General features: G+C 74.1%; 15 protein-coding genes. 11 read left to right on the forward strand and 4 right to left on the reverse strand.

What is annotated here, in order from left to right; genetic code table 11:
- Positions 1–2: 2 nt before the first annotated feature.
- Complete coding sequence (locus OG799_RS03000; RefSeq protein ID WP_406042848.1) at positions 3–800, forward strand: tyrosine-protein phosphatase; 798 nt, start codon at positions 3–5, stop codon at positions 798–800.
- A gap of 16 nt (positions 801–816) precedes the next feature.
- Here the strand turns inward: OG799_RS03000 and OG799_RS03005 are convergent, their stop codons facing one another.
- Entirely contained in the window at positions 817–1,683 is an 867-nt protein-coding gene (locus OG799_RS03005; protein WP_406042850.1) for a serine hydrolase, read from the reverse strand.
- Between the two features lie 72 nt (positions 1,684–1,755).
- Between OG799_RS03005 and OG799_RS03010 the strand changes: the two genes are divergently transcribed.
- Entirely contained in the window at positions 1,756–2,424 is a 669-nt protein-coding gene (locus tag OG799_RS03010; RefSeq protein WP_406042852.1) for a class I SAM-dependent methyltransferase, read from the forward strand.
- Positions 2,425–2,623: 199 nt separating this feature from the next.
- On the opposite strand, the gene typA is transcribed toward OG799_RS03010, so the two are convergent.
- Entirely contained in the window at positions 2,624–4,492 is a 1,869-nt protein-coding gene (gene typA, locus OG799_RS03015) for a translational GTPase TypA (RefSeq protein ID WP_406042854.1), read from the reverse strand.
- Positions 4,493–4,627: 135 nt separating this feature from the next.
- Here typA and OG799_RS03020 point away from each other — a divergent pair, with 135 nt between their 5' ends.
- Complete coding sequence (locus tag OG799_RS03020; protein ID WP_406042856.1) at positions 4,628–6,142, forward strand: DedA family protein; 1,515 nt, start codon at positions 4,628–4,630, stop codon at positions 6,140–6,142.
- Positions 6,143–6,171: 29 nt separating this feature from the next.
- Positions 6,172–7,044, forward strand: a complete 873-nt coding sequence (locus tag OG799_RS03025) for a lytic transglycosylase domain-containing protein (protein ID WP_406042858.1) — start codon at positions 6,172–6,174, stop codon at positions 7,042–7,044.
- Positions 7,045–7,107: 63 nt separating this feature from the next.
- On the opposite strand, the gene OG799_RS03030 is transcribed toward OG799_RS03025, so the two are convergent.
- Positions 7,108–9,243, reverse strand: a complete 2,136-nt coding sequence (locus OG799_RS03030; protein ID WP_406042860.1) for an MMPL family transporter — start codon at positions 9,241–9,243, stop codon at positions 7,108–7,110.
- Positions 9,244–9,417: 174 nt separating this feature from the next.
- Here OG799_RS03030 and OG799_RS03035 point away from each other — a divergent pair, with 174 nt between their 5' ends.
- From OG799_RS03035 to OG799_RS03055, 5 genes are all read left to right on the forward strand, one after another.
- Entirely contained in the window at positions 9,418–9,933 is a 516-nt protein-coding gene (locus OG799_RS03035; protein WP_406046183.1) for a MarR family winged helix-turn-helix transcriptional regulator, read from the forward strand.
- A gap of 5 nt (positions 9,934–9,938) precedes the next feature.
- Positions 9,939–11,606, forward strand: coding sequence for a CocE/NonD family hydrolase (locus OG799_RS03040; protein WP_406042862.1), 1,668 nt, complete (start codon positions 9,939–9,941; stop codon positions 11,604–11,606).
- A gap of 155 nt (positions 11,607–11,761) precedes the next feature.
- Positions 11,762–12,628 (forward strand): hypothetical protein, encoded by an 867-nt coding sequence (locus OG799_RS03045; RefSeq protein ID WP_406042864.1) that lies wholly within the window; start codon positions 11,762–11,764, stop codon positions 12,626–12,628.
- A 94-nt stretch (positions 12,629–12,722) separates the two neighbouring features.
- Entirely contained in the window at positions 12,723–13,298 is a 576-nt protein-coding gene (locus OG799_RS03050; protein ID WP_406042866.1) for an ArsR/SmtB family transcription factor, read from the forward strand.
- Positions 13,295–14,581: an MFS transporter gene (locus OG799_RS03055; protein ID WP_406042868.1), complete on the forward strand. Its 1,287-nt coding sequence runs from the start codon at positions 13,295–13,297 to the stop codon at positions 14,579–14,581. Before OG799_RS03050 ends, OG799_RS03055 begins: the two co-directional genes overlap by 4 nt.
- 49 nt (positions 14,582–14,630) lie before the next feature.
- Here the strand turns inward: OG799_RS03055 and OG799_RS03060 are convergent, their stop codons facing one another.
- Complete coding sequence (locus tag OG799_RS03060; protein ID WP_007462771.1) at positions 14,631–14,834, reverse strand: cold-shock protein; 204 nt, start codon at positions 14,832–14,834, stop codon at positions 14,631–14,633.
- Between the two features lie 170 nt (positions 14,835–15,004).
- On the opposite strand from OG799_RS03060, the gene OG799_RS03065 reads away from it, so the two are divergent.
- Together OG799_RS03065 and OG799_RS03070 are read left to right on the forward strand one after the other, a co-directional pair.
- The gene (locus tag OG799_RS03065) at positions 15,005–15,691 is read left to right on the forward strand and encodes a class I SAM-dependent methyltransferase (RefSeq protein ID WP_406042871.1); all 687 of its coding nucleotides are present in this window, start codon (positions 15,005–15,007) and stop codon (positions 15,689–15,691) included.
- A 100-nt stretch (positions 15,692–15,791) separates the two neighbouring features.
- Positions 15,792–16,412 carry a DedA family protein gene (locus OG799_RS03070; RefSeq protein ID WP_406042873.1) on the forward strand — a complete coding sequence of 207 codons (621 nt, stop codon included), beginning with the start codon at positions 15,792–15,794 and terminating at the stop codon, positions 16,410–16,412.
- Positions 16,413–16,462 lie beyond the last annotated feature (50 nt).

Consider the following 16,462-nt stretch of genomic DNA (forward strand, 5'->3'; position numbering starts at 1 on the left):
GGATGGTGCAGCGGGACTGGGAGCTGGTGGGCGCGCCGAACGCCCGTGACCTGGGCGGGCTGCCCGCGGCGGACGGGCGGCGGGTGCGCGCCGGCCGGCTGCTCCGGACCGCCGCGCTGGGCCGGTTGACCGACGAGGACCTGCCGGTGCTGGGCAAGCTGGCGCCGGCCTGCGTGGTGGACCTGCGAGGCGCCGCCGAGCAGGACGTCGCCCCGCCGGACCGCCTGGTCGGCGACCCCCGGGTGGTCCACCTGCCGGTCTACGACCCGGCCCACCCGGTCTTCACGTACGTCTCGGCGGTGCTGCTCGGCCACGACCTGACCGCGTACGACGAGCTGGCCCGGGAGGGCATGCCGGCGGCGATGGCGGCGATCTACCGGTGGTTCGTCACCGGGGAGTCGGCCCGCGCCGGTTTCGGGGCGGCGGTGCGGCTGGCCGCCGGGGAACGCAACCTGCCCCTGCTGTTCCACTGCTCGGCCGGCAAGGACCGCACCGGCTGGCTGGCCGTCGTCCTGCTCACCGCGCTGGGGGTGGACGAGGCCTCGATCCGGGCGGACTACCTGCGGCACAACGAGCTGACCGAGAGCCTGCGCGAGGTGCTGCTGGCCGCAATGACCCGGCGGCAGCCGGAGCTCGACCTGGCGACGGCCCGACCGCTGCTGGAGGTGCGCTCGGAATACCTGGACGCCGCGTACGACGAGGTGCGCCGGGTGCACGGCACGTTCGGGGCGTACCTGCGCGACGGGCTGGGCGTCACCGGCGAGGTGGTCGCCGCGCTGCGGGACAACCTGCTGGACTGAGGTACCGCCGGCCGGGTCAGCCGGCCAGGTCGTGGCGGGCGGCCCAGACCCGGGCCGAGACGTCGGCGATCAGGCGGCAGGCGTCGTCCTCGACCTCCTCGCCGGTCGGCCCGCCGTCGGCCAGGTCCGTGGTGGTGCAGACGACGATCGCGTACGGCGGGGCGTCGGCCGGGAAGACCACCCCGGCCCCGTGCCGGACCCCGTGCACCCAGCCGTTCTTGTGCGCGATCCGGGTGCCCTCGGGCAGCCCGGCGGCCAGGTCCTCCCGATGCTCCTGCGCGAACAGCACGTCCAGCATCGCGGCGCAGCTCGCCGGGGCCGCGAGCGGGCCCGGCCGCTCGGCGCCGACCGCCAGCCCGCCGAGCAGGGTGGCCAGGTCGGCGGCGGTGACCAGGTTGGTGATGCCGGCCTCCCGGGCGGCGAAGTCCTCGATGCCCCGGCCGGTGACGCTGTGCCGGGCCCCGCCCAGTGTCCACGCCCGCGCCACCGCCGGCAGCCCGACCTGGCCGAGCACGATGTTGGTGGCCAGGTTGCTGGACCGCACGATCATCCGCTCGGCGAGCCAGCGCAGCGGCGCGGAGCCGCCGACCCGGTCCCACACCGCGTCGTCGTTGTCGTAGTGCTGGGCGCAGGAGAACCGCGGCGCGCCCGGCAGCGCGGAGTCGAACTCGTTGCGCACCGGGATCGGCGTGTCGAGGTCGAGGGCGCCGGCCTCGGCGGCCCGGTGCAGCGCCACCAGCACCGCGGCCTTCATGGTGCTGGCCGCGTAGTGGGTGGCGTCGGGCAGCCGGGTCCAGGTCGGCGGCGCGTCCAGCCGCCCCACGTACGCGGAGACGGTGCCGGGCACCTTGTCCAGGTGCGCGTCGAGGTCCTCCCAGATCATGCCGGTGACCGTAGCCGATCATCGAGCGCGGCGGGGCAGCGGTCCGGCGCCGGGAGGCCCTAACGTGCGGAGATGACGACGACTCCCGCGTACGACGCCATCGCCGACTGGTACGAGCGGTTCGCCACCGAAACGTCCGCCGACTACATGGACCGGGCCCGCCGGCAGCTCGCCGATTTGCTGGGCGCCGGATCCGGCCGCTGCCTCGACCTCTGCTGCGGCACCGGGGTGCACGCGGCCGAGCTGCGCCGGCTGGGCTGGGACCCGCTCGGCGTCGACCTCTCCGGCGGGCAGCTCCGGCACGCCCGGGCCCGCCTGCCGGTGGCCCGGGGCGACGTCACCGCGCTGCCGGTAGCCGACGCGAGCCTGCCCGCCGTCACCTGCGTGCTGGGCCACACCGACCTGCCGGACTACCCGGCGGTGATCGCCGAGGCGGCCCGGGTGCTGGCGCCGGGTGGGCGCTTCGTGCACGTGGGCGTGCACCCCTGCTTCACCGGAGCGTTCGCCGACCGGTCCGACCCGCAGCGGATCGTCATCGACGGCGGGTACGCCGTGCGGGACCGCAGCTTCCGTGCGTGGTCGCCGGAGGGGGTCCGGGCCAGGGTGGGCGCCTGGCACGTCCCCCTGGCCGACCTGCTCAACGCGGTCACCACCGCCGGCCTGACCCTGACCCGGGTCACCGAGTCCGGCTCCGGCCCGGTCCCCGACATCCTCGCCCTCCACGCCACCAGACCCCGCTGACCCCACCGAACCCCCTCCGGCCTCCACCGACGGCCCGACCAGCCGCGGTGATCATGAAGCTTCTGCCCCCGGCGGCGTGCCGGGGCAATGACGTCATGGTCACCGGGGCGAGGCGAGGCCGGGGCGGGTTGGGGCCGGGGGGAGACGACGGAGCCCGGGCCGCCGAGGGGCGGTCCGGGCTCCGGGGGTTGCGGATGGGTCAGCCGGCGTGCTTGCGGCGGGCGGCGGCGCGACCGCGGAGGGCCTGGTCGAGCAGCACCTTGCGGATGCGCACCGCGGCCGGGGTCACCTCGACGCACTCGTCCTCGCGGCAGAACTCGAGGGCCTGCTCCAGCGACAGCTTGCGCGGCGGGATCAGCTTCTCGGTCTCGTCGGAGGTCGAGGCCCGCATGTTGGTGAGCTTCTTCTCCTTGGTGATGTTGACGTCCATGTCGTCGGAGCGGGAGTTCTCCCCGACGATCATGCCCTCGTACACCTCGGTGGTCGGCTCGACGAAGAGCTGCCCGCGCTCCTGCAGGTTGATCATCGCGAACGGGGTGACCGCCCCGGCGCGGTCGGCCACCAGGGAGCCGTTCTGCCGGGTGCGCAGCTCGCCGAACCACGGCTCGTACGACTCGAAGACGTGGTGCAGGATGCCCGTGCCCCGGGTGTCGGTGAGGAACTCCGTGCGGAAGCCGATCAGGCCACGCGCGGGGACCAGCCACTCCATCCGGATCCAGCCGGTGCCGTGGTTGACCAGCTGCTCCATCCGGCCCTTGCGGGTCGCGAGGAGCTGGGTGATCGCGCCCAGGTACTCCTCCGGTGCGTCGATGGTCAGCCGCTCGACCGGCTCGCAGGTCTTCCCGTCGATCTCCCGGGTGACCACCTGCGGCTTGCCGACGGTCAGCTCGTACGACTCGCGCCGCATCTGCTCGACCAGGATGGCCAGCGCCAGCTCACCGCGGCCCTGCACCTCCCAGGCGTCCGGCCGCTCGGTCGGGAGGACCCGCAGCGAGACGTTGCCGACCAGCTCCTTGTCGAGCCGGTCCTTGACCATCCGGGCGGTGACCTTGGCGCCCTTGACCCGGCCGACCAGCGGCGAGGTGTTGGTGCCGATGGTCATCGAGATGGCCGGCTCGTCCACGGTGATCAGCGGCAGCGGGATGGGATTCTCCGCGTCGGCCAGCGTCTCACCGATCATGATCTCCGGGATGCCGGCGACCGCGATGATGTCACCGGGGCCCGCCGAGTCGGCCGGCTTGCGCTCCAGGCCCTCGGTCATCAGCAGCTCGGAGATGCGGACCCGCTGGGTGCTGCCGTCGGTGCGGCACCAGGCCACCGTCTCGCCCTTGCGGATGGTGCCCTGCCGGACCCGGCACAGCGCGAGGCGGCCGAGGAACGGCGAGGCGTCGAGGTTGGTGACGTGCGCCTGCAGCGGCGCCTCCTCCTCGTACGCGGGCGGCGGGATGGTGTCGAGCAGGGTGCGGAACAGCGGCTCCAGGGAGCTGCTGTCGTCCGGCACCGAGCCGTCGGCGGGCTGGGTCAGCGAGGCGATGCCGTCGCGGGCGCAGGCGTAGACGATCGGGAAGTCGATCTGCTCCTCGTCGGCGTCCAGGTCGAGGAAGAGCTCGTAGGTGTCGTCCACGACCTCCTTGATCCGGGCGTCCGGCCGGTCCACCTTGTTGATCACCAGGATGATCGGCATCCGGGCCTTGAGGGCCTTGCGCAGCACGAAGCGGGTCTGCGGCAGCGGGCCCTCGCTCGCGTCGACCAGCAGCACCACCCCGTCGACCATGGTCAGGCCGCGCTCGACCTCGCCGCCGAAGTCGGCGTGGCCGGGGGTGTCGATGATGTTGATGGTCACCGGGTCGGAGCCGTCCGCCGGCATGTACCGCACGCCGGTGTTCTTGGCCAGGATGGTGATGCCCTTTTCCCGCTCGAGGTCCATCGAGTCCATGACCCGCTCGGTTACCTCACCACGGGCGCCGTAGGCGCCGGCCTGCCGCAACATGGCGTCGACCAGGGTCGTCTTGCCGTGGTCGACGTGGGCGATGATGGCGACGTTGCGGAGGTCGGTGCGAAGCTGCATACCCTCCATACTCCTGTCTGCGGTTGCCGGGGCGCGTGTCGGGGTGACCCCCGAGATCGCCCGGATCTCTGCCGAAACTGCTGTTCCGACCGTTCCAGCTGCTGGCATGCTGGCCCCCGTGCTGCTGGGGACCGGATGCCTGACCTGCTGATGTCGCTGCAGGGCCTGCCGTCCCTGCTGATCTACCTGGTCGCCGCGACGGTCGTCGCAGGTGAGACGGCGGTGATCTTCGGCTTGCTGGTGCCGGGAGAGGCGACCCTGTTGCTGGTCGGCTTCTTAGCGTACGCGGGGACGCTGCGGATTATTCCGGCGCTGCTGGTGATGACGGGTGCTGCCGTGATAGGCGACACACTGGCCTTCCGGGCCGGCCGGCGGTACGGCCCGCGGCTGCGTGCCTCCGGCCTGGGCGCCCGGGTCGGCCCGCACCGGTGGCACAAAGCGGACGAACTGCTCGACCGGCTCGGCGGCCGGGGGATCTTCGTCGCCCGCTGGGTGGCCTTCGCCCGCACCCTGGCGCCCCGGCTGGCCGGCGCGGCGGGCCTGCCGTACCGGCGCTTCGCGCCGTGGAACCTGGGCGGGGCGGTCACCTGGGTGGGCGGCTCGGTCCTGCTCGGCTACCTCGCCGGCGAGTCGTACGAGCGGGTCTCCCACCTGCTCGGCCGGGCCACCGGCGCGGTCGGGGTGCTGCTGGCCTGCCTGGTGGCCGTGGTGCTGGCCGGCCGGTGGCTGGGCCGCAACCCCGACCCGGCGCGGGCGCTGGTGTCGCGGGCCGCCGCGCTGCCGCCGCTGCGCTGGCTGCGGGCCCGCTACGGCGTGCTCTTCTTCCTGCTCACCACGCGGATCGGGCCGGCCTGGACGCTGCTGCTCAACCTGGCCGCCGGCCTGCTGCTGCTCTTCACCGCCGGGCTGGCCATGGCGTACGCGCTGGAGGCGGGGGTCCGGTACAGCGGGCTCACGGTGGTCGACGGCCTGCTCGCCGACTGGTTCGCCGACCGGCGTACCCCGGGGGTGGTCCACGCCGCGTCGACGGCGGCCTCGGTGGTGCGCGGCTCGGTGCTGATCGTCGTGGTCGCGCTGGTCGCCGCCGTGCTGGCCTGGCGGCACCGGCCGTGGCGGGCCGACCTGCTCAGCGTGGTCGGCACGGTGGGGGCGTTCGTTCCGCTGGTGGTGCTGGCCGTGGTGGCCGATCTCACGGGGCCGGGCGGGTCGGGCGACGTCGGTGTCCTGTTTCCGACTCAGAACGCGGTGGTGACGGCGAGCCTCGGCACGCTGGCCTGGCTGCTGTCCCGGGGTGCGCCCTGGCCGGCGGCGGTGGCCGCCTGGACGGTCGCCGTCGCGGGCGTGGTGGCGATCGGCGGCGCCCGGCTCTATCTCGGCTGGAGCACGGCCAGCGGCACCGCCACCTCCGTCCTGCTCGGCATGGCCTGGACGGCGGTGTTCATGGTCGCCTGGGCCACCCGGGACCGGGCGGTCGGCGACGGGCGGGCTGCGGACGGCCCGACCGGCGACCAACCGCCCGCGGCCCGCGACCGGCGACGCGCGCCCGTGGCGGAACCGCCCGGGGACCGGCGGGCCGGAGCCGGGCCGGTGTCGATGGACCGGACGGTGAGCGGCCCTCGGGGTCCCCGCGACCCGGCCGGTCCTTGCTAGGGTCCGCCAGAGCCACGGGGAGGGATCAGATGCGTCGAGGAACGGGTCGGGTGGGTGCCGCGGTGGTGGCCGCCCTGCTGTTGGCCGGCGGGATCACCGGGTGCGGCGGTGCGGAACCCGCGCCCCGGGAGCTGGCCGCGCCGGTCGCGCTGCCCACGGATGCGCCCGTCGAGGCGCCCGCCGACCAGCCGAGCGAGGCGCCGCCTGCGGTCGAGGCGATGGGCGCGGCGCCCAGCGCGAAGGCCAGCCCGAGCGCCAGTCCGAAGCCGAAGCCGAAGCCCACCCGGACGGCGGCAGGGCCGCTCGCCACCCCTGAGCCGCCGACCGAGACGCGGGTCCCGCCGCCCCCGCCGAAGCCGGCGCCGAGCGGCTGCCAGCCCACCTACCGGGGCACCCAGGCGACGCGCAGCCAGGTCAAGGCGGCGCTCGGCGACGCCGCCGCCCGCACCTACTGGCCGACCTCCGCGCCGGACATCGCCATCCCGCTCAACCTGCTCAAGGCGACCGCCTGGCAGGAGAGCGGCTGGCAGTCCAACATCGTCGCCTGCGACGGCGGGATCGGGCTGATGCAGATCATGCCGGCGACCGCGGACTGGATGAATCAGCGCTTCGGCCAGTCGTACGACATCAACGACTACCGGGACAACGCGTACCTCGGCGCCAACTACCTCGCCTGGCTGACCAAGTACATCGGCGACATGTACTTCGAGGCCGACTACCGGCTGGACGCCTCGCTGTGCACCAGCGAGCTGAACTCCTGCCTGCTCAACGCCGTCATCGCGGCGTACAACTACGGGCACAACGCGGTGGCCCGGGAGGGCGAGCCGCTGACCATCCCCAACCCGCAGTACGTGCGTAACGTGCGGGCGCTGATGACCGAGTGCGTCTGCCTCACCTACTGACCGGACGCGCGAACTGGGGCCGTGGCGAGGAACTCGCCACGGCCCCAGTCCTCGTCGGACGGATCAGTCCCGCGCAGCGGCCGGCTCGGCGGGGACGTGCTCTCCGGCAACCGGGGCGTCGGGCTCCCGCCGGATCCGGCCCGGCCACCAGAACCGGTTGCCGAGCACGAACGCCAGCGCCGGCACCAGGACCGTACGCACCAGCAGGGTGTCGAGCAGCACGCCGATGCAGACGATGATCCCGATCTGGGTCAGCGTGATCAGCGGCAGCACGCCGAGTACCGCGAAGACCGCGGCGAGCAGCACGCCGGCGCTGGTGATGACGCCGCCGGTGACCCGCAGGGCGGAGAGCATGCCGTCCCGGGTGCCGGCGGCGCGGGCGTCCTCGCGGGCCCGGGTGACGAGGAAGATGTTGTAGTCCACGCCCAGGGCCACCAGGAAGACGAACGCGAGCAGCAGCACGCCGCTGTCCAGCGCCGGGAAGTCGAGCACGTGGTCGAAGAGCAGCCACGCCGCCCCGAGGCTGGCGAAGAACGACGCGATGACGGTGAGCACCAGCAGCACCGGCGCGAGCAGGCCGCGCAGCAGCAGCACCAGCACCGCGCCGACGAGCAGCAGGATGATCGGCAGGATGAGTCGCTGGTCCTTCCCGTTGGCCTCGTCCGTGTCGTAGGTGGCCGCGACCGTCCCGCCGACGACGGCCCCGGCGAACCGGTCGGCGCCGTCGACCGCCGGTGGGGCGGAACCCGGGACGGCGGCGACCGCGTCGCGCAGCGCCTCGACCGCCCGGTCCGAGGCCGGGGTGCCCGGCTCGGCCGCCAGCACGACGTCGATCTGGGCCACCGTGGCGCCCGCGTCGCCGGGCTGGGCGGAGGCGACGCCGGGCACGGCCGTCACCGCCCGGGTCACCGCCGGTACCGCGGCGGGGTTGGTCAGCACGGCGACCGGCTGGGTGGTGCCGGCGGGGAAGGCCCGCGCGAGGGTCTCGGCGCCGGCCACCGCCTCGGGCTTGACCCGGAACTGCTCGGTCTCGGACAGGCCGGTCCGGATGCCGAGGCTGCCGAGCGCCAGGCCGGCGAGCAGCAGGGTCGCGAGCACCGCGACGGGCACCGGACGGCGGAGCACGGCGTTGCCCAGCCGGCCCCAGAGCCGGCCCTCGCGGATCGCGTCGCCGACCCGCGGCACGAACGGCCAGAACAGGCCCCGGCCGAAGATCACCAGGACGGCGGGGAGGACGAACAGCGCCGAGAGCATGGCGAACACGACACCGGTGGCGCAGGCCACGGCGAGCGCGCGGTTGGTCTCCTGCTCGGACAGCAGCAGGGTGAGCACCCCGAGGACGACCGTGCAGCCGCTGGCGAGGATGGGTTCGGCGGTGCGCCGCAGGGCGCCCCGCATAGCGGCGAAGCGGTCCTGTTCCCGGTGCAGCTCCTCCCGGTAGCGGGCGATGAGCAGCAGGGCGTAGTCGGTGGCGGCGCCGAACACCAAGACGCTGGCGATGCCGGTGACGGCGCCCTCCTGGAGGTTGATGCCGACCGCCGGGACGATGGTGTCGACGGCCCGCAGGGTGAGCTGTTCGGTGGCCGCGACGACGACCAACGGCACGATCCACAGGAACGGGCTGCGGTAGGTGATCAGCAGCAGCAGCGCGACGACGGCGGCGGTGACGAGCAGCAGCGTCGTGTCGGCGCCGTCGAAGACCTTGGTGAGGTCGGCGGTGAAGGCGGGTCCGCCGGTGACCTCGGCGGTGAGGCCGTCGGGCAGGTTCTGCAACGCCCCACGCAACTGGTCGACGGTCTGCGCGACCTGTTCCTGGTCGCCGGCGGTGGAGAGCGGCACGGCGACGAGCGCGACGGCGCCGTCCGGGGAGACCTGCGGCGGGCTGACCCGGCCGTCGACGGCGAACCGGCCCAGGTCGGCGGAGACGCCGGTGAGTGCCGTCCGCTCGGGCTCGGTGAGCGCGCCCCGGTCGTCGCGGCTGACCACCACGATCGCCGGCTGGACGCCACTGGACGGCAACTGCTCCTGGAGCCGCTCGACCTGGGTCGACTGCCACTCGACGGAGAGGCCGGTGGACGACACGGGCGCGGGATTGTCCGGCTTGGGGAGCCCGAACACGGCCGCGCCGACGGCGATCGCGGCGACCACGGTGAGCCACGCGGCGAGCCGACCGCGGGCTACGCGGGTGAACAGAGACATCAGATGCCCTCACGGTTCGACGGTAAAATCTCGACTGGCGAGAGTTTCGCTCGTCGAGACTAGCTCGGCAACTCGAGAGACAAGCATCTCGATCGGCGAGATTGTCGGCGGCGTTCTATGCTGCTGACCGGCCTGTTCGACAGGGGGGATCGACGAGACGTGGCATCGCACGGCATGTACCGGCGGCGGGACGACCCGCGCGGCCGGATGATCTCGGACATCACGAACGACCTGCGGCGCTACTCCGTGGACGCGCAGCACGTCGGGCACGCCTTCGCCGCCCTGCACGGGCTCAACGCGACCGACCTGCAGGCGCTGATCGCCGTGATGGACGCCGAGCTGGCCGGCGACCCGATCACCCCCGGACGGCTCGGCGAGCAGCTCAACCTCTCGTCCGGCTCGGTCACCGCCCTGATCGATCGGCTGGAACGGGCCGGCCACATCCGGCGGGACCGGGACACCGCCGACCGGCGCAAGGTCTTCCTGCACTACGCGGACCGGGGCGCCGCCCTGGCGAAGGAGTTCTTCCAGCCACTCGGCACGCGGACCGACCAGGTGATGGGCCGGTTCAGCGACGAGGAACTGGCGGTGGTCCACCGGTTCATGACCGAGATGAGCGCCTCCCTGCGCGAACACCGGGACGCGGTCCGGGCCGCCCGTCCCGAGTCGTCCCGCCGGGCCACGGACTGACCGTCGTGCTCGACCGGCTCGCCACCCGGCTCGCCACCGCGGCGCTGCGGTTGCCGGCTCCCCGGACCCGTCGGGTCACCGTCACCCGGGACATCCCGGTCCGGGTCCGCGACGGGGTGACGCTGCGCACCGACCACTACACCCCCGACCTGCCCGGCGCGCCCACCGTGCTGATCCGTACGCCCTACGGCCGGGGCGGGCCGGTGCGGCTGCTCGGCCGGCTCGCCGCCGAGCGCGGCTTCCACGTGGTCATCCAGTCCTGCCGGGGCACGTACGGCTCGGGCGGGGAGTTCGCGCCGCTGGTGCACGAGCGCGACGACGGCCTGGACACCGTCGACTGGCTGCGCCGGCAGCGCTGGTGGTCCGGGGCGTTCGGCATGTTCGGCGCCAGCTACCAGGGCTTCGTGCAGTGGGCCGTCGCTGCCGAGGCGGCCGACGAGCTGAAGGCGATGGTCGCGGTGGTGACCGCCTCGGGCACCCGCGACTCGACGTACGCGGGCGAGTCGTTCGCCCTGGACACGGTGCTGACCTGGGCGGAGCTGCTCCAGGCGCAGACCGTGCCGTGGCTGGCGCGGCAGTGGGAACTCAAGCGGGGGCAGCCCCGGCTGACCGCCGCGCTGGCCCACCTGCCGTTGGCCGAGGCCGACCGGATCGCCACCGGCGTCACCGTGCCCTTCTTCCAGGAGTGGCTGCGCCACCACACCCCGGACGCCGACTACTGGCGGTCCCGGGTCTTCGGCGACCGGATCGCCGAGGTGCGCGCCCCGGTGGCGATGATCAGCGGCTGGCACGACATCTTCCTCCCCGCCCAGCTCGACGACTACGCCGCGCTGCGGGCCGCCGGCGCCCACCCGCGGCTGACCGTCGGGCCGTGGACCCACGGCAGCCCCGGGCTCTTCGTGGCCGCCCTGCGAGACGGCCTCGACTGGCTCGACGAGCACCTGGCCGGCCGGGCGGGTCCGCGTACCGCGCCGGTACGGGTGCACGTCGGGGGAGCCGGCGGTGGCTGGCGGGACCTGCCCGACTGGCCACCGCCGGCCGCGTCGAGCCGGTGGCACCTGCACGCCGGGGGCGCCCTCGCGCCGGCCCCGCCGGCCCCGTCCGCGCCGGACCGGATCTGGTACGACCCGGCCGACCCCACGCCGTCGCTCGGCGGCCCGCTCCTGGTCGCCCAGCGGGCGGGCGCGGTGGACAACCGGCCCGTGGAGGCCCGGCCGGACGTGCTGACCTACACCAGCGCGTCGCTCGACGCGCCGGTGGAGGTGGTCGGCCCGGTCCGCGCCGAGATCCAGGTCCGCAGTGAACTGTCCTACCTGGACGTCTTCGTGCGGCTCTGCGACGTGGACCGCCGGGGGAGGTCCTGGAACGTCTGCGACGGTCTGGTCCGGGTCGCGCCGGGCCGTTTCCCGACCGGTCCGCGCGGTGTGGCGCGGGTGCCGGTGACCCTCTGGCCGACCGCGCACCGGTTCGCCCCCGGGCACCGGCTGCGGGTCCAGGTCTCCGGCGGCGCCCATCCCCGGTACGCGCGCAACCCGGGCACCGGCGAACCGCTCGGTACGGCGGTGACGCTGCGTGCAGGGTGGCGGGAGATCCTGCACGACCCCGAGCATCCGTCGGCGATCGTCCTGCCCCTCCTCGACGTCGGTCCACAGTCTTCTCCCAGTTCCATATAGTGCCTCTGAAATGGGCAAACTGGTGAAGAGCCGGATATCGTCGGGTCAACTGCCCGGTGCCGTGCAGCACCCCGCCGGGCGCATCCCCGGATCACACCGCCTCTACGCGGTGTGATCACCGTGCCCGGCCGGCAACGATCGGGAAGGGGAGACCCATGACGCGGGCTCCGACGAACCTGTTGGCGGTACGCAGTCTGCTGCTCAACCATCTGAACGTCGATCCGGACACCGTACGACCCGACGACCTCGAACCCGCGGAGGTCGGCATCGTCGGCGACCCCAGCCACCGCGGCGGCTACCACTGCGGCTCGGACCGGGTGGTGGTGAAGGACTACTCCGTGGTGGAGTCCAGCCGGGACTCCTCCGGTCTCACCCTCGACGCGGCCGCGCTGGACGTCGGCACCTTCCAGGTCCCGTCCGGCGGTCGCGTCCACAACCTCTACACGTTCTCCAGCTGGTGTGTGGCGGAGTGCGTTGCCGGCGCCCCGGACACCGGGGGCCTCCGGGAGATCATCTACTCGCCGGACGGTGCCGTGGTGCGGCGGTGGGACCGGCTCGGCAAGCGCAGCACTGGCGACAGCTCCCACCTCTTCCACACCCACTTCAGCTTCTTCCGCGACTCGATCAAGGCGAACCGGGACCAGACCCCGCTGTTCCGCCGCTACCTGACCACCATCGGACTCCTGGAGGACGACACGAGCGCCGCGGCCGAGAATCAGATCGCCAACCTCTACTCCGCCGTGTTCTACGGCGGGCCGAGCATGGGGCGCAGCGTCGACCCGGACGGAGCCGGGTCCCAGTCGGCCAGCAACAGCGTGGTGGCCAAGCTCGACTACCTGATGCTGCGGGTGGACGCGCTCGGGGTCGCGCTGACCAACCTCGCCAACAGGGACTTCACCGACGAGCGGGCGATCGTGGCCGGCGTGCTCGCCGGGCTCACCCCGGAGAAGATCGCGGCGGCGCTCCCGCCCACCATCGCCAAGGACGTCGCCGACGAGATGGCCCGCCGGTTGGTCGCCTGACCGGCGGCGCGGCGCCGGGAGGGCCACCAATCCGGCAACGACTGCTTCGCAATAACTCTTGCGTAACAGTCGTTGCCGATGTCAGGGTGGGCGTATGCCGAACCCCGACGTGCGACAGGTGACCGACTCCCGGGTCCTCGCCGCGCTCGCCCACCCGCTCCGCCGCCGCCTGATGGACGTGCTCAAGGTGCACGGCCCCGCGACCGTCGGCCTGCTCGCCGAGCGGACCGGCCAGGCGCCGGCGAACGTCAGCCACCACCTCAAGGTGCTGGCCACCGCCGAACTCGTCATCGAGGCCCCCGAGCTGGCCCGGGATCGCCGGGAGCGGTGGTGGCGCCTGCAGAGCCGGGGGGTGCGCTGGTCCAACACCGACTTCGACGCCGACCCCGCCGCCCGGGCCGTCGCCGACGCCGCCACCTCGCTCAACCTCGACCGACAGGTCGCCCTCGCCCGGGCCTGGCACGCCGCCACCGACGAGGCCCAGGCCGCCTGGGGCGACGGGCCCTTCTCCACCGACCGCTGGCTGCACCTCACCCCGGAGGAGTTGGCCGAGCTGGGGCGCGAGGTGATCGACCTGCTCGCCCGCTGGGCGGACCGGGCGGTGCCCGACGACGGGCGGCGCCGCGAGCCCGTCTTCCTGTTCGCGTACGGCATCCCGGCGCAGCCGTGAGCGCGCCGACGACGAGCCGCGCGCCCGACCCGCCGGTACGCCCCCGCGGCGGGCTGTTCCGGCACCGGGACTTTCGGCTGCTGTGGACCGGGCAGGCGGTCAGCAGTGTCGGCAGCAACGTGACCACGGTGGCACTACCGCTGGTCGCGCTGGCCGTGCTGGACGCGACCACCTTCCAGGTCGCGGTGCTCACCGCCGCCGCCTGGCTGCCCTGGCTGCTGGTCGGCCTGCCGGCCGGAGCCTGGGTCGACCGGCTGCCCCGCCGCCCGGTGATGATCGTCTGCGACCTGGCGTCGGCCCTGCTCTTCCTCAGCGTCCCGGTGGCCGCCGTCCTCGGGGTGCTCACCATCGGACAGTTGCTCGCCGTGGCGCTCGGCGGGGGCCTGGCCCGGGTCTTCTTCGAGACCGCCGACCAGGCGTACCTGCCGACCCTGCTGCGGCCGGCGGAGGTGCCGGAGGGCAACGCGAAGCTGCAGGCCACGCAGACCGCGAGCTATGTCGTCGGTCCCGGGCTGGCCGGCCTGATCGCCCAGCTCGCCGGGGCGGTCACCGCGCTGCTGCTCGACGCGCTGAGCTTCGTCGTCTCGGCCGCCTGCCTGGCGCGCATCCGCGCGGTCGAGCCCCGGCCGCGCCGCCTCGACGGGCCGCCGTCGCTGCGCCGGGAGGTGGCGGTCGGCATCCGCTTCGTCGCCCACGACCCGTACCTGCGGGTGATGACCGTCTTCGGGGCCGCCAGCAACATCGGGCTCACCGGCTACCAGGCCGTCCTGGTGGTGTTCCTGGTCCGCTCCGCGGGGCTGCCGCCCGGCCTGGTCGGGCTGCTGATCGGCCTGGCCAGCCTGGGCGGGATCGTCGGCGCGACCATCGCCACCGGGCTCGCCCGCCGGGTCGGCACCGCCCGCGCGATGCTGCTGGCCGCCGTGGGCACCGGGCCACCCGCCCTGCTCATCCCGCTCGCCGGGCCCGGGCTCGGAGCGGTCTGGCTGCTCCTCGGGGGCGTGGTGATCAGCCTCGCCGTCGCCGTGGGCAACGTCGTCAAGGGCAGCTTCCGGCAGACGTACACCCCGCGGGCGCTGCTCGGCCGGGTGACGGTCAGCATGCAGCTGCTCAACTACGGCACCATCCCGCTGGCGGCGGTGCTGGCCGGGGCGCTCGGCGCCGCGTACGGGCCGGGCCGGGCGATGTGGGTGATGACCGGTTGGCTGGCGCTGACCCCGCTGATCCTGCTGGTCGGGCCGCTGCGGCGGCGACGCGACCTGCCGGGGGCGCCGGAACCGGCCTGAGATGCGCTGCGGCGGCGGTCGGAAACCGACCGCCGCCACCGGCACGGAGCTACATGGGACGGACGTTGTCCGCCTGCGGCCCCTTCTGCCCCTGGGTCACCTCGAACTCGACCTTCTGGCCCTCGTTGAGTTCCCGGTAACCACTGCTAGCGATGGCCGAGTAGTGGACGAACACGTCCGGGCCTCCGCCGTCCTGCTCGATGAAGCCGAAGCCCTTTTCCGAGTTGAACCACTTGACCGTGCCGGTTGCCATGCAATCTCTCCCTGTTCAATGCGGGTGAGCACCGACCGCTCGGCCGATGATCGCCCCTGTACCTCCCCGACAGTAGCCCCCCGCGCCGCGATTCGCTGCCGGAAGTGCCGGCGCGCCCCGTGGAATCCGCGCAGAGCGGAAAAGCCGCCCGTTCGTCCCGGGCCCGGGGCATGCTTGCCCCGGTGAGGGATCGCACGGCGCTGGCCGACCTGGAGCGGGAGATCGCCCTGCCCGGCTCCGGTCTGGATCGGCTCCGGCTGGTGGAGACTCCGTTCGTGCCCGAGGTGCGGCTGCACCTGGCCGAGGACGCGATCGTCTGGTGGGCCCGGATGGAGGCGGCGGCCGACCGCTCCCTGCCGCCGCCGTACTGGGCCTCCGCCTGGGCCGGCGGGCAGGCCCTGGCCCGCCACCTGCTCGACCACCCCGAGCTGGTCGCCGGCCGCCGGGTGCTCGACCTGGCCGCCGGGTCGGGACTGGTGGCCATCGCCGCCGCGCTCGCCGGCGCCGACCAGGTCGTCGCCAACGACATCGACCCGTACGCCGTCGCGGCGGTCACGGTCAACGCGCGCGCCAACCGGGTACGCGTCGCCGCCAGCGCCGACGACCTGCTCGACTCCACGGTGACCGCGGACCTGCTGGTCGCCGGGGACATTCTTTACGACGCGGCGCTGGCCGACCGGGTCCTGCCGTTCCTGCAGCGGGCCGTCGCCGGCGGCGCGGAGGTGCTGGTCGGCGACCCTGACCGGGGGCACCTGCCCGTGGGGCGGCTGGAGGTGGTGGCCAGCTATCCGGTGCCCACCACCGAGCCGTCCGTGGACTCCCCGCTGCGCCGGGTGCAGGTGCTGCGCCCGGCCTGACCTCAGGCGGTGGCTCGGGGTCGACCCCGAGCCGGGATCAGGGGCCGGTGGGGGATCGGACCCGATGTGCGCGGGGCCGGACGGAAATAGCGTACCGACCATGATGGATCTGCTGGCCCAGGTCGGTGAGCTGCCCACCGCGCTGCTGATGAGCACGCTCGGCGTGGTCATGCTCGCCGACGCCGTACCGCTGCTCGGGGTGCTGGTGCCCGGCGACGCGGCGGTCCTCGCCGCGGTCGGCGCCGGCCGGCCGGCGACCGGGCTGGCGACCGTCGCGGCGGTGGTGGCCGGCTGCCTCGCCGGCTGGTCGCTCAGCTTCCTCGCCGGCCGGCGCTGGGGCGACCAGCTGCGGCGCAGCCGGGTGGGCGGCTGGATCGGCGAGTCAAGGTGGGCGGCGGCCGAGGCGATCCTGCGCCGCGGCGGGGGGCGGATGGTGCTGGTCGCGCCGTTCCTGCCGGTGTTCAACGCGCTGCTGCCGCTGGCCGCGGGCGGGCTGCGGATGTCGTACCGGCGCTTCGCGGCCTGCGCCGCGCTCGGCGCGACGGCCTGGGCGGGCCTCTACGTGCTCCTCGGCACCGCCGCCCGGGCGGTGACCGGGCTGCTGCCCGGGGCGCCGAACCCGACGGTGCTGACCATGGCGGTCGGCCTGCTGCTCGCCGGCCCGGTGCTGCTGGCCACCCGGCACCGGCTCCGCGCGCTGGCCGCGGCTTCGTCCGCCTGACCGGCCACGGGGGCCGACGGTGGCCGCGCGGCGCGGCCACCGTCGGGGTG

This window comes from Micromonospora sp. NBC_00898 (assembly GCF_045207895.1).
Taxonomy (GTDB): domain Bacteria; phylum Actinomycetota; class Actinomycetes; order Mycobacteriales; family Micromonosporaceae; genus Micromonospora.